General features: G+C 59.8%; 14 protein-coding genes. 6 read left to right on the plus strand and 8 right to left on the minus strand.

Annotated elements, in window-relative coordinates; translation table 11 throughout:
* Window positions 1–306: 306 nt before the first annotated feature.
* The 3 genes from ilvA to K6U75_13045 all read right to left on the minus strand — a co-directional run bounded on the left by ilvA (window position 307) and on the right by K6U75_13045 (window position 3,520).
* A complete protein-coding gene (ilvA, locus tag K6U75_13035; GenBank protein ID MCL6475963.1) occupies window positions 307–1,515 on the minus strand; it encodes a threonine ammonia-lyase in 1,209 nt (402 codons plus the stop codon).
* Window positions 1,516–1,545: 30 nt separating this feature from the next.
* Window positions 1,546–2,532, minus strand: a complete 987-nt coding sequence (locus K6U75_13040; protein ID MCL6475964.1) for an ABC transporter substrate-binding protein — start codon at window positions 2,530–2,532, stop codon at window positions 1,546–1,548.
* A gap of 142 nt (window positions 2,533–2,674) precedes the next feature.
* Entirely contained in the window at window positions 2,675–3,520 is an 846-nt protein-coding gene (locus K6U75_13045) for an SAM-dependent chlorinase/fluorinase (protein ID MCL6475965.1), read from the minus strand.
* Window positions 3,521–3,755: 235 nt separating this feature from the next.
* Between K6U75_13045 and K6U75_13050 the strand changes: the two genes are divergently transcribed.
* The 6 genes from K6U75_13050 to K6U75_13075 all read left to right on the plus strand — a co-directional run bounded on the left by K6U75_13050 (window position 3,756) and on the right by K6U75_13075 (window position 9,106).
* The gene (locus K6U75_13050; protein MCL6475966.1) at window positions 3,756–4,358 is read left to right on the plus strand and encodes a sigma-70 family RNA polymerase sigma factor; all 603 of its coding nucleotides are present in this window, start codon (window positions 3,756–3,758) and stop codon (window positions 4,356–4,358) included.
* Window positions 4,355–5,092 (plus strand): hypothetical protein, encoded by a 738-nt coding sequence (locus K6U75_13055; protein ID MCL6475967.1) that lies wholly within the window; start codon window positions 4,355–4,357, stop codon window positions 5,090–5,092. The genes K6U75_13050 and K6U75_13055 overlap by 4 nt, the downstream gene beginning before the upstream one ends.
* A gap of 13 nt (window positions 5,093–5,105) precedes the next feature.
* On the plus strand, window positions 5,106–6,242 hold the full coding sequence (locus K6U75_13060) for a S1C family serine protease (GenBank protein ID MCL6475968.1): 1,137 nt from the start codon (window positions 5,106–5,108) through the stop codon (window positions 6,240–6,242).
* Window positions 6,239–6,709, plus strand: coding sequence for a hypothetical protein (locus tag K6U75_13065; GenBank protein ID MCL6475969.1), 471 nt, complete (start codon window positions 6,239–6,241; stop codon window positions 6,707–6,709). Before K6U75_13060 ends, K6U75_13065 begins: the two co-directional genes overlap by 4 nt.
* A gap of 105 nt (window positions 6,710–6,814) precedes the next feature.
* Window positions 6,815–8,116, plus strand: coding sequence for a glycoside hydrolase family 140 protein (locus K6U75_13070; GenBank protein ID MCL6475970.1), 1,302 nt, complete (start codon window positions 6,815–6,817; stop codon window positions 8,114–8,116).
* 39 nt (window positions 8,117–8,155) lie between these two features.
* Window positions 8,156–9,106 carry an aldo/keto reductase gene (locus K6U75_13075; protein MCL6475971.1) on the plus strand — a complete coding sequence of 317 codons (951 nt, stop codon included), beginning with the start codon at window positions 8,156–8,158 and terminating at the stop codon, window positions 9,104–9,106.
* On the opposite strand, the gene proC is transcribed toward K6U75_13075, so the two are convergent.
* The 5 genes from proC to K6U75_13100 all read right to left on the minus strand — a co-directional run bounded on the left by proC (window position 9,103) and on the right by K6U75_13100 (window position 13,359).
* Window positions 9,103–9,915 carry a pyrroline-5-carboxylate reductase gene (proC, locus tag K6U75_13080; protein ID MCL6475972.1) on the minus strand — a complete coding sequence of 271 codons (813 nt, stop codon included), beginning with the start codon at window positions 9,913–9,915 and terminating at the stop codon, window positions 9,103–9,105. The two genes, K6U75_13075 and proC, sit on opposite strands and share 4 nt — an antisense overlap.
* The gene (locus K6U75_13085; GenBank protein MCL6475973.1) at window positions 9,912–10,319 is read right to left on the minus strand and encodes a cell division protein SepF; all 408 of its coding nucleotides are present in this window, start codon (window positions 10,317–10,319) and stop codon (window positions 9,912–9,914) included. Before K6U75_13085 ends, proC begins: the two co-directional genes overlap by 4 nt.
* A 14-nt stretch (window positions 10,320–10,333) precedes the next feature.
* A complete protein-coding gene (locus K6U75_13090) occupies window positions 10,334–11,011 on the minus strand; it encodes a YggS family pyridoxal phosphate-dependent enzyme (GenBank protein MCL6475974.1) in 678 nt (225 codons plus the stop codon).
* Window positions 11,008–11,724: a phosphate signaling complex protein PhoU gene (gene phoU / locus K6U75_13095; GenBank protein MCL6475975.1), complete on the minus strand. Its 717-nt coding sequence runs from the start codon at window positions 11,722–11,724 to the stop codon at window positions 11,008–11,010. The genes K6U75_13090 and phoU overlap by 4 nt, the downstream gene beginning before the upstream one ends.
* A gap of 93 nt (window positions 11,725–11,817) precedes the next feature.
* A complete protein-coding gene (locus tag K6U75_13100) occupies window positions 11,818–13,359 on the minus strand; it encodes a calcineurin-like phosphoesterase family protein (GenBank protein MCL6475976.1) in 1,542 nt (513 codons plus the stop codon).
* Window positions 13,360–13,373: the final 14 nt, after the last annotated feature.

The following is a 13,373-nucleotide window of genomic DNA, read 5'->3' on the forward strand; positions in this document are numbered from 1 at the left end:
AGAGCGTGGTCTTCTGTGCGCCAGTTGGCGGTCACAGGCGCGCCCTGATAGTACCTGCCTCCCGACCAGAAGGCAGGCATGAGGATCACCGAAGTGCCCCATCCCGACTGAGGGGAGTACACCATGCGAAAATAGCTGCTGTCCAGATGTAGAGCAGCATATTGCGGGAAACGAGACCCGCTGCCGTATGCAATTTCCAGTATCGTGCCACGCTGCCGAACCAGCCATGTTTGCGCCAGAACGGATTGCGCAGATAGAATCAGTATCCCTGCCAGCACGTACCATCGGCTCATCGCGATTTCCCTCTCACTCCAGCACCCTGACCTCGTAGTGGTTCTCCTGCAGCAACCTTCCTATCTGTGCGATATGCTCAGCATCGCGCACTTCCACCAGCAGCTCCACCCCTGTCCAGCCGTGTGGAACGGAAGGGTGGATGCGATTGTGGTGGACACTCATTATGTTGCCCTGCGCCTGCGCGACCAGCTTCAGCAGAGCCGCCAGTCCGCCCGGACGGTCGGGTACGGCGGTGAAAAAGTGGAAGTAGCGGTGTGCCAGCAGCATCTCGCGCTCAATCAGGTCGGAGAGCGTTTTCGCGTCAATATTGCCTCCAGAGACCACGATGACGGTTGTTCCGCGCAGCTGGATATTGCCGCTCTGCACCGCTGCCACTCCCGCCGCACCAGCCCCTTCTGCGACAATCTTCTTCCGCTCCAGCAGCCACAGCACTGCCCGCGCGATACTGCGGTCGTCCACCGTAACCATCTCGTCAGCGTAGCGCCGGATGTACTCAAAAGTGCGTTCCGACGGCGACTTCACGGCGATGCCGTCCGCGAGGGTGTAGCGCACCGGCGCCGGTTCTGCCAATCTGCCTTCCCGCCACGAACGAACGGCGGTGTCTGCCCCCTCCGATTGCACGCCAATCAGGGAGACTTCAGGCTTTTTCGCCTTCACCGCCGCCGCGATGCCCGCGAACAGCCCCCCTCCGCCCACAGGCACGACAATCTGCTCCACTTCGGGCAGGTCTTCCAGAATCTCCAGCCCGCAGGTGCCCTGCCCGCAGATGATGTCGTCGTGGTCGTAGGCGGGGACGTAGGTGGCTCCGGTTTCCCGCGCGAATTGCTGCGCCGCCTCCACCGCCTCGGCGAAACCTTCCCCCTGCAGGATCACCTGCGCCCCGTACGCCTTCGCCGCCTGCATCTTCGCGATAGAGCCGAAAACGGGCATGAAAATGGTGGCAGGGACCCCGAAAATCTGTGCCGCCAGCGCGAGTCCCTGTGCGTGATTGCCCGCTGAGCCGGTAACCACCCCTCGCGCACGAATTTCTGGAGGCAAGCGACGCAGGCACTCATACGCACCGCGAATCTTGAACGAACCGGTGCGCTGGAAGCTTTCCACCTTCAGCCATACTGGCACGCCGGCGATTTCGCTCAGCATTCGCGCGGGAAAGAGGGGCGTGTGCTGCACTATCCCCTGCGCTGCCCCGCGTGCTTCCTCAATGCGCTCCAAACTGACCAACGTTCCACCCCCTGTGGGGAGCGCAGGCGGCTACTTTCTCTCCTTCAACAGCTCCTGCACTTCCGGGGTATCGATGTTCTCCTTCGTCACCACAGTAACACCCGTGTCCACGCGCTTGGGGATACTGGCGCGGTCGCCCTTAATGGCTTTTACCGCCAGCTTGACGCCCTCGTAGCCCATCTTGAACGGGTTCTGTACGATGAGCGCCTGAATGGTGCCGCGCCGCAGGGCGTCAATCTCAGGCTGGGCGGCGTCGAAGGCGACCAGTTTCACCTTGCCCGCCAGACCACGCTGTTCCAGAACCGTTGCCGCGCCCACCGCGCCCGGCTCGTTCGCCGCGAAGATGCCTACTAAATCGGGATTGGCGGTCAGCATGTCCTCGGTCACCTGCATGGCGCGCTCCACCTGGCTCTGCGAGTAAAGCACCGGTCCCAGCGTAACGCCGGGGCACTTTTGGATACCCTCGCGAAAGCCCTGTTCGCGCTGTTCGGAGGATGCTGCACCCTTGATGAAGGGGATCATGCCTACCTTGCCCTTGCCACCTACCAGCTCGCACAGTACCTCTGCCGCTTTTGCGGCTGCCGCGACGTTATCCGTAGCGACGAAGCTCAGCGGGTCATCGGAGTTCACTCCCGAATCGATGGTGATGACCGGAATACCCGCCGCCATCGCCTGCTTGACGATGGGAACCATGCCGTCCGCATCGCACGCCGCCATCACGATAGCATCTACCTTCTGGTTGATGAAATCTTCCAGAATGCGCTGCTGTCCCTCGACGTCCGTCTCTTCGGCGGGACCTTTCCACAGAATCTGCACGCCCTCTTCCTGTCCTGCCTGTTCTGCACCAGCTTTCACTGTTAACCAGAACGAGTGCGCAGTACCCTTCGGCACGACAGCAATGCGCAGTTGCCCTTGCGGTGTAGCGGTGGTTTCCGATGTCGTCTGGCGTTTCGCGCAAGCAGAGAACAATACGGCAACGACTACCAGCAGAATCGGCACATGCACAAACCGTCTCATGACCATCCTCCGGTGCGATTGTGAAGTGGACATCTTTCTTTTCGCAGTGGATATGTGGCTTCCTGCTTGCTTGTCGGTGCGGATGTGCGCGAAGCTTTTACTTCGCCGTGTTCCGGACGGAAACGGCTGCCGTTCCCGCTCGTTACTGTAGTCCCAGAGTTCTTTGCACCCGTGGGGGAGGTGTGCTTTCACGGCGCAACACCTTGATCGTATCCCCTCGCCGCAGGGCGAGCTCACGGGCCGCGCTACCGCCGTTGACCGCTATCTCCAGCCGCTCGCTGCTGCCGAACAGCGCCAGCGCTTTCCCGCGAGCCACGTCGCCGTAGGTACTTGCTATGGGCAATAATGTGTTACTCGCCGCTACCTGCACGGCGGGTTCTTTCACGTCCCAGCGGGTGCGCCATGCCTCGTAGTTATCGCGCGTCAAGTTCGTGATGGCATTGCCAAAGCGATCGATGTGTACCACTGTAGCACGAATACCCTGCCAATCTACCCGTATGCGCGGCAGAGGCAGTCGCTGCAGGTGATGAATCGGTGTGCCCAGTTCCTCCATAGGAACCCCACACGCGATGTGGGCGGCGACCGGTGCGAAGATGTCCCGTCCATGAAAGGTGGAACTTACCGTCGGCAGGTGATAGCGGGGGTTATCGAGGCATATCGCCTGAAGCAGCTTCTGCCGCTGCAGCACGAGCGTAAAGATGCCGTTATCAGGACCAACAAAGAACGCCTTCGCGGTGCGAAGAGCAACGGGCTTTCGCGCTGTGCCCACCCCGGGGTCCACCACCGCGACATGTATCGTGCCTTCGGGGAAGTAATCCACCGAAACGTCCAGCAGGAAAGCACCCGTTGCGATATCCTGAGGCGGCACCTGATGCGTGAGGTCTATCACCTGTGCGCTGGGGCAGATGGAGGTGATGACCCCTTTCATCACGCCTACGTAAGTGTCTTCCGTGCCGAAATCGGTTAACAGGGTGATGATGGCACTCATAATCCTATGATAACAAAAAGGCTCAGAAGTCGTCTATGTCATTGGAACAAGGGGAGGACGTGCGAGCAAAGGAAGGCGTGTCTCACGCTGGGACAGTCGTCCCGTCGCCGCCCGGCGGAGCCCGCCCGCCCATGTGTGTCAGAAACGGTGCGGGCACCCGCTGTCTCTCCGCAGTGTGGGTTGGCGCGAGGGGGAGCCTACGGTGCTCGCACCGAAATAGATAAGGAGCGACGCAATGGACGCGCAAGTATGGGAGTGGCGAGTGGCAACCGGAGAGCATCCCCGGCAAGAGGGCGAGCAGCAGCTCATTGAACGCTGCCGCGCGGGCGATATGGAGGCGTTCGGCACGCTGTGGCAGCAGCACCGCACAGCGGTCTTCCGCAGTATCCTGGGTATCGTGGGCAATCCACAAGATGCCGAAGACCTCACCCAGGATGCTTTCTTGCGTGCCTATCGCGCTCTGGATAGCTTTCGCGGTGAGGCACAACTGCGAACGTGGCTCATCCGTATCGGCGTGCACCTGGCGATAGACCATGTGAAGCGCAAAAAAGCGCGTCCGGAGGTGTCTCTGGACTGGGATGTGGGCGGCGGATATGCAGACATAGACCCGCATACCGCTGCCGAGCGCAACGAACTGCGCGAAACGGTGCGGAAAGCCATCGAAGCCCTGCCTCCCCATCATCGCGCAGTGATTGTGTTGCGAGATATGGAAGGAATGGATTACTCGGAGATGGCGCAGGCGCTGGGATGCAGCGTGGGTAGTGTGAAACTACGCCTGTTTCGTGCCCGGCGACTGCTCAAGCAGCGACTGGAAGTGCTTCTGGGGGGATCACCATGAAACGGCTTCTGTGCCGTTGGGTAGAATACTACCTTGCCCTGTGCGAGGATGACATAGAACCCGGCTTGCCCGGCTGGGTGCGCCGGCACCTGCAGTCTTGCGCACGCTGTCAGGCGGAGGCAAATGCCTATCGCCGCGCGCGTGAGGCGGTACGCCGATATGCCCGACTGTTGCCCGATGCACCCGTCGGAGGCTGGCAACCGGTGCAGGTTCATGCAGAGAGGAAGCAAAGGGTCTTCCCGTTGCAGGTGGCGCTGGCTCCTGTCGCAGTGGCAGTAGTAGCGTTGATTGGGTTTGTCGTGTGGCAGAGGGCTTCGGCACCAGTGGATGACGGAGTTCCCCAAACGCAGATAGCGCAGATCGCCCAGCCATCGCAGCAGGAAGCGGTGGAGCGGGCTAAAAAGGTTGTTGCTCCCGCGGCAAAAGGCACTCAGCGCAAACAAAACCCACCTGCGCAACGAGTCGGGCCGGAGCCGAACAGACCTGCTCCATCACTGCGTCAAGCACCCTCGCCACCGGTGCATCGTCCTCCCAAACGCATTCTGGTCGCTGCTCAGCCGCTCGCTCAGACTGCGCCTGAGACGGAGACCCAGCCTGCTGCTGAATCGTTACCTGAAGTGGAGGTACCCGTGCAGCCAGTGCTGGTGGAGGCATCTCCTCCTGCAACTCGCGATATACCGGAAGCCTATGTGGTACAGCCGGCTTACGCCGCTGCAGCGGGCGGAGTAGAGTAGGGGGGGAAGTACCATGCGGTTACTCGTATCCTTTCTGCTGCTTGTGCTTGTCACCGGCGCGGTATGGGCACAGGGGGTGCTGGACTCTCTGGAGCGCGAGGTGACCGCGCTGGCTCGTAAGACACAGAACGCGGTGGTCTCTGTGGAAGGGGGCGCGCTGGCACCTCCGGGTTCTTCGCCTTCTGCCTTCTGGATGAGACCCGAGAACGAGCCCACACGCCGTATGCTGCAGACCTTCCGGCTGTTCAACCTGCCCAATCCCATCACCCGCAAGGGCAGTGGTTTCATTGTGGACAGGGAGTGGGTACTGACCAGTGCGGATGTGGTGCGGGGAGCGGAGCAGTGCGTCGTGCGCCTTGCAGACGGCACCAAGCTGACGGGCCGGGTGGTCAGCCTTGATGATGTGACCAATCTGGCGATGGTGAAAATCCCTGCGGTGTCTTTGCCTGCCTTGCCTCTGGGCGACTCGGATAGGGTAGAGCAGGGTAGCCTTGTGCTGTGCATGGGCACGCTGGGCGGTTACGAGCGGTCGCTTGCCCTGTGTGTGGTTGCAGGGAAGGAGCGCACGGGCGTTATTGGTCAGCAGCAGTTTTTGTCCAACCTGATACAGATTTCGGGCGCAATCGGAGTGGGGAGCAGCGGTGCGCCGGTACTCAACTCGCGGGGCGAGGTGGTGGGTGTGATTGTCGCCAGTATCGCCCCCGGGATGCTCTTTCGCCCGACCGATGCAGGGGATAGCAGGCAAACCGGCACCCCCGCGCCCACTCTGGGAACTTCGGTAGACATGTCGCTGCTGGGCACGACGGGCGGCGCGCTGGCAGTGCCAATTAACGATGTGAAAGCGGTGCTGGACGATATGCGGGCAGGGAGATTGCGTCGCCCCTTCCTCGGTATCATGCCCGCTGACCGCGACGGCGCGGAGGGCGCAGAGGTGGTGCGTGTGGTGCCAGGCAGCCCCGCTGCACGTGCCGGAATCCGCCTGGGAGATGTCATCCTGTCTCTAAATAAGTCGCCCGTACGCCGCGCTGCGGACGTGACGAGTGTCCTGCGTCGTCTGAAACCCGGAGACGTTGTGGAGATAGAACTTTTGCGTGGTAACCAGAGGCTCCGGGTAAGCGCGCCTCTGGCAGAAAGGGGCAACTCGCGATGATGTGCCGATTGAAAACCGTCGGCGATAACGAAGAGGACATCGCCCCGAACTTTACCCTTCCTGATGTCCGTAACGGGCAGCCCGTGTCTTCTGCGGCTTTCCGACAGAAAAAGCCGATGGGGCTTTTGCTGGTGCAGGACGTAGAGGTCGCCGACCGCGCTGTGCATTATGCCAGCGAATGGTTAAGTCATTTCTGTGAAGCCCACGCCGTCCTCACTGTAGTCGTGCGCCGTCCGGTAACTGTAGATTATCCCGAGCCGTTGCTGGTGTTGATGGATAGCAACGGCAGCGTTTTCGAACAGTACGAATGCCCCTTGGACGCCGCGGTGTGCGTCTACGGACTGGACCGTTTTGGAGCCGTGGTGTATCTTGCCAGCTGCGGTGCGGAAGATTTGCCCGCGGTTCTCCCCCGCCTGCAGGATGCCATCGAACTCTCCGAGATGCAGTGCCCCGAGTGCGGTGTGTAACGCGATGCAGGAATCTCCTGCGTTTGCGTGAAACATCACTAAAACGATTTAGCAAGGGACAAGGCGTTACCAGCATTGTGCAAGGAGTTAGCGATGAACCTGACGATTCACCCATCACGGCGCTTTCTCATGTGGGAGAACGGAACTCCCTTCTTCTACCTGGGCGACACCGCGTGGGAGCTGTTCCACCGCCTGAACCGGCGTGAGGCGTCACTCTACCTGAAAGACCGTGCTGCCAAAGGCTTTACCGTCATTCAGGCGGTCGCACTGGCAGAACTGGACGGACTGCACACTCCCAACCCTTACGGGCACAGGCCTTTGATCAACGATGACCCCACGCGCCCCAATGAAGAGTACTGGAAGCACGTGGATGACATCGTGGACATGGCGAACCGTCTCGGAATGTTCATCGGATTACTACCCACATGGGGTGACAAGTGGAACAAAAAAATGGGGCGTGGGCCCCGAATCTTCACCCCGCAGAATGCTCGTGTTTACGGTGAATGGATTGGCAACCGCTACAAAGGACGCAAGATTATCTGGATACTGGGGGGCGATCGTCCTCTGGAGAGTGAGCAGCATTATGCCATCCTGCGCAGCATGGCAGAGGGCATCCGTGCAGCCGTCGGACGCAGCCAGCTGATGTCCTTCCACCCAGTGGGGCAGCAACACTCCTCCCAGTACTTCCACAAGGATGATTGGCTGGACTTTAACATGGTGCAGTCCGGGCACATCCAGAACAACGAGAACTGGAAGTTCATCGCCAGGGACTATGCACTAAACCCGGTGAAGCCCTGTATGGACGCTGAGCCCGGCTACGAGAACATGGCGTCCCATTTCGAACCCAAAAACGGCTTTATGACAGCGTACGACTCGTGCAAATTCGCCTACTGGTCGCTGTTCGCGGGGGCGCATGGACACACTTACGGTTGCAACGAGGTCTGGCAGATGTGGCAACCGGGGCGTGAACCGGTTTTGCACGCCCATTTGCCGTGGCGAGAGGCAATCAAGCTGCCCGGTTTCGGTCAGGTACAGTACGCGAAGCGGCTGCTGCTGTCGCGCCCCTTCTTCGATCGGATGCCCGACCAGAGTATTCTTGCGATGGAGGAGGGGGCAGGGGCACTCCACGTACAGGCAACCCGCGCCATCGATGGCAGCTACGCCATGATATACCTGCCCCTGTGCAGACCTGTCCAGGTCAACATGGACAAAATCGCAGGTAAACGGGCGGTCGCATGGTGGTACGATCCCCGAACGGGCAAGGTGAAGCACGCGGGTAGCTTCGCAACACGCGGAGTGCAGCAATTCATCCCTCCGCCCGCGCCTGATGGCGGTGATTGGGTGCTGGTTCTGGATGAAGAGGAACGTAGGTTTGCCGAACCGGGTAAGCAGGTATCGGCTGGCTGATGACGAATCCAATAACAACTGCGAACGGGAGGCAGTACCATGAACTACAAACGGCTGGGCAAAACGGGACTGTGGGTGTCCGAACTGTGTATGGGCTGCATGACCTTCGGTGGAGAGGCGGATGAGCCGACCTCAATCGCCATGGTGGAGCGTTGTCTGGAGGCGGGTATCAACTTCTTCGACACCGCCAACGTGTACACGGGCGGACGCTCGGAAGAGATTCTGGGCAAGGCTCTGCGACCCTATCGCGACAAAGTGGTCATTGCGACCAAAGTGCGCGCTCGCGTGGCGGAGGGTCCCAACGGCGAAGGGCTGTCAAGATACCACATCATGCAACAAGTGGAAGCCAGCCTGCGCCGCCTGCAAACCGACGTCATCGACCTCTATCAGGTGCACTCGTGGGATGAGAACACGCCGCTGGAGGAAACCCTTTCCACACTCAACGACCTGGTGCGGCAGGGCAAGGTGCGCTATATCGGCTGTTCCAACTTCGTAGCGTGGCAGCTGTGCAAGGCGTTGTGGCTCAGCGACAAGCACGATTGGGCGCGCTTCGACAGCATCCAGCCCCGTTACAACCTGATCGACCGCGTCATCGAGATGGAACTGCTGCCTCTGTGCGAGGCGGAAGGCGTGGGCGTGATGGTGTACAGCCCGCTGGCGGGAGGCATTCTCACGGGAAAGTATCGCCCTGGCGAACCTCCTCCGCCCGGTACTCGCGCCGCCGAGAACAAATGGTTTTTGGAACGGCGGGCGCAACCCCACAACATCGAACGGGCACAGCGCATCGTAGAGGTGCTGAAACGCTTTGACCGTCCTCTGGTGCAGACGGCGATTGCGTGGACCATCAGCCATCCCGCGGTGACCTGCGCCATTATCGGCGCGCGCAACATGGAGCAGCTGAACCTCATACTGAACGGCTGGAGCGGACCGCTACCGCCGGAGGAGAAAGCCGTGCTGGACGAAGCGAGCGCGTTGCCGCCTTTGAATTAGGAGAGTTCGTTTGCCCGCTCGATGGCGGCGGCGACCGCTTCGATCAGGGCGGAGCGCACGCCGGCGCGCTCCATCACTACCAGCGCGGCGATGGTGGTTCCCGCCGGGGTGGTCACCATGTCTTTCAGCTGCGCCGGGTGCATCCCTGTTTCCAGCACCATCTTCGCCGCGCCCAGCATGGTCTGCGCCGCCAGAAACGTAGCGATGTCGCGTGGTAGCCCTGCCCGTACTCCACCATCGGAAAGGGCTTCGATCATCAGGTAGGCGTAGGCAGGACCGCTGCCACTGATGGCGGTGACGGCGTTCAAGAGGTGTTCCTCCACCTCCACCGCCTCGCCGAAGGAGGTGAAAATCTCATGCGCGGCTGCGGCGTGTTCTTCGGTAGCATAGCGACCGCGTGCGTATGCCGCCGCCCCCGCTCCCACGATGGCGCAGGTGTTCGGCATGGCGCGAATCACCGGTGTGCGAGGAGGTAGCAGGTCCTCGATACGCGAAATCGGTACACCTGCGGCAATGGAGATGATGAGCTTCTGAGGGGTGATGACGCCTGCAATCTCTTCCACCACGTCGTGGATGAGATAGGGTTTCACACACAGCATCACGATGTCCGCCTGTCTCGCTGCCTCCACGTTCGATGGTGCAGAACGGATACCCAGCTCATGCACCAGAGCGTCTACCTTTTCGCGGTGGATATCCGTGGCGACAATCTGCTCGGGTTCTACCGCTTTCGCCTTCAGAAGCCCGCGACAGGCTGCGGAACCCATCGCGCCCGTGCCGATAATCGCTATCGTTTTGTCCTTTAAGCTCACCGCTCGCGTTCACCCCATGACCCGTTATGGAAATCGTCGACAGTGGTCATTTCCACCTGCACATTGGCAGGCGCGAACAGAAACACCTGCTCGTGCACACGCTCTACGGTGCCCTCCAGTGCATACACCACGCCCATCAGGAAGTCCACCACTCGCTCACGCACGCGGGCATCGGCATACTGGAAGTTGACCAGCTGCTGATGCCCTGCTTTCAAGCCATCCGCAGCGCGCCGGGCATCCTCGAAGGAACGAGCGTAGAGTACGTTTACCCGCTGCGCCGGGCGCGTGTGAAGGCGGATCACCGTGCCGCCATCCTGCTCCTCTTCCTCATCTGTGCCGAACAGTCGTTCCTTAATCCGTGACCACCAGGAACGCCCCGCCTCTTCCTCGAAAGGTTCCTGCACCCCTTCACCCTCCTTTAAGATCGCGCACCGAAAATCGCCGTGCCGATTCGAACCATGGTTGCCCCTTCTTCAATCGCTACCTCGAAGTCCTGTGTCATTCCCATAGACAGGTGTATACGGTGGGCTTCGGGCAGCTTCTCAAACAGGCGACGCAGCCCGGCGAAATAGGGGCGGGCTTGCTCTGCATCTTCGACGATGGGAGCCATGCCCATAAACCCCTCCAGCTGCACGTGCGGCAGCTGCGCTATTCGCTCCGCCAACGACAAAGCCTCTTCGGGACGCACCCCATACTTCTGTGGTTCTTGAGAGATATTGACCTCTATCAAAACGCGTTGTCGCTTTCCCGCCGCCTGCGCTCGCCGATCGATTTCGTGCGCGAGGGCTTCATCGTCAACAGTGTGTATCCACTCGAATAGGGGCACGACACCTCGCGCCTTGTTCTTCTGCAAATGTCCGATGAAGTGCCATTGTACGGACGCGCTAATCAACGGTATCTTCTCGCGCGCCTCTTGATAGTAGTTCTCTCCGAAATGCACGATTCCTGCCGCGATAGCTTGCTCGATACGCGCGATGTCCACCGTTTTGGAGACAGCGATTAACGTAACCTCTTCCGGTTTGCGCCCGGCACGTTCGCACGCCCGGGCGATGCGCTCGCGCACTACCGCCACATTCCGCGCGATATCGACGCTCATACGCTGTCTGTCCAGTTGGTGTTTTCTTCTGGGATATATTCGCCGCGGTGACTGACTGCCAGCTGCCGCAGCACACCGGTTTCTACAAAAACCACGCGCTCCGCCACGTTCACCGCGTGGTCTGCACACCGCTCCAGATAGTAGATGACCAGCAACATAGTGGTTGCTGCTTCGAGATGTTCGGGGTTAATCTGAGTTGCGGCGATGATGGCACGTCGCATCCGGCGGTAGAGCTTGTCCACCTCGTTGTCCATTTCACATACGTCGTACGCCATCTCGAGGTTGTGCTGAGTGAAGGACTCGAGCCCGCCGCGGATCATGCTGCAGACTTTCCGCTTCATCAGAGGAACGTCCACTAAGGAGATGACGTGTGGAAAATCCTTGAGTGCAATTGCCGCCTTGGCAATATCTACCGAGTGGTCTCCGATGCGCTCGAGGTCGGTAATGGTCTTCAGCACCGTGCCGATGAGGCGCAGGTCGCGTGCCATCGGTTGTTGCAAAGCCAGCAAGCGCAGGCAGTGCATCTCGATGTTCACGTCCATCTCGTCCACTTCATCATCGCGACGAACAATCTCCTTGGCAAGCTCCTCATCGCGATTACATAGGGACTGTACTGCCTGATCCAGCATCTGCTCGACGAAACTGCCCATCTCCAGCAGTTCATTCTGAAGCAGCTGCAACTCCTCATCGAATGCATGGCGTACGACGGTCATGTCTGGAATCTTCTCCTTCTTCTGCGTCGTCGGTTGGGCTTATCACTATATTATATATTATTCCACGCAGAAACAGCAGGAAGGAAGTGCCGCTCAGCGCACAGAGAAGATTCTTCGATCACTCCATGTCCGCCCGAACATATCGGTTGTCCTCACGTGCAAAAGGTAAGTTCCGCGAGGGAGGTTTGCGGGAAGGTTCGCCGCCCACAGATGAGGAGAGTTCATTAAACCAGGCAGCCTCCGTCCGGGCAGGGTGTACTGCTCTTCCAGCTTCTTCATCTGAGCATAAGCTGGGTCGGGTTCCTGCACGCGCGTCATGGTTATCCATTCACCTGTTTCCCCAACGCGCATTTCCACCTTGCACTTCTCCGAGCCGAAGAAGACGTTCACCAGCACGCGCGTGTTAGCCAGCTCCCTTACGGGAACGATGTCAGGGAGGTAGATGTGCATCTGGTAGTCTTCTGGACGGCGGGCGGCTTTGTAGCGGATGGTGTATCGAGTGCCGGCGAAGTCCGCGATCAGATATCCATTGGGCGTGCCATCACGCATGGTGGTGTGCGGGATGCCCAGCGGGTCGGGTACCCCAGTCCACCAGCTACCACACACCGTCACCGCGTTCACGTGATGATGAGGACGTGAGCCCCTCCATCCCTGCTCCGCGGTGAAAAACATGTGCGTCTGGATATGGGTGTGCGCGGAGAAGGACAGCGTGTTCGCGAAAGGCGCCAGTGCATCGAAGAGCTGCTTGCGTTCCGACTCTGGAAGCTGCCAGAGGGGAATGTGCATGAGCAGCACAACGAGGTTACTGCGCGGCACGTATTTGAGGTAGTTGCGCACAAACTCGATCTGCCTGTCTCCCAGTCCCGCTGTGTATCCCTGTCCTTGCCAGTTGACGTCATCCAGCACGATAAAGCTCACCCGCCCGTATTCAAAGGCATAGTATGGCGGTCCGTAGACCCGCTCATAGGTCTCATCGGCGAGATGGTCCTGTTGCCCATCGAAGTTCATGTCATGATTGCCGATGACGGGATACCAAGGGACACCAATCTGGGCAAGCACCCGATTCAACGGCTCGAAGAGGTTTAAGTCATCGAACACGATGTCGCCCAGCACGGTCGCGAAGGTGACATCCTTTACCCCAGCCAGCTCCCGCACGACGTCATGGGCGATGTAACCGACCTCCTGCAGGTCACGAGGTTGCGTATCGCCGAAAACGAGTATTCTGAACTGATCCCGCTCGCGATGCGGCATCAGGGCAAAGTCTACCGACTTGGGCAGATCACCTGTCGGCGGTACGCCTGCATATCGCAACGCTGGAGAACCTTTCGGTTTATGGATGTAGTAAAATTGCGGCAAATTCTGTTCGCTGAGCGGTACCTGCCATCCTCGGGGCTTGATCACGAACAGAATAGTATCGTCGGCGACGGGCAGTTTGTACCGCCCCTGCCTGTCGGTGCGAACGACCTCGCGCTGATTGGATACCAGCACGTTCGCGATGCCGGGCTCTGCCGCATCGCGGACTCCGTTGCGGTTCACATCGTGGAAAACCACGCCTGTAGCGAACTTCTGTGCTTGCGCCGACAGCGCCAGCAGAAGCCACAAGACTGCGACAACGTAGCCCAATCTCCGTCTCATTGTTCTACCTCTTC

This window comes from Bacillota bacterium (genome assembly GCA_023511455.1).
GTDB lineage: Bacteria > Armatimonadota > HRBIN16 > HRBIN16 > HRBIN16 > HRBIN16.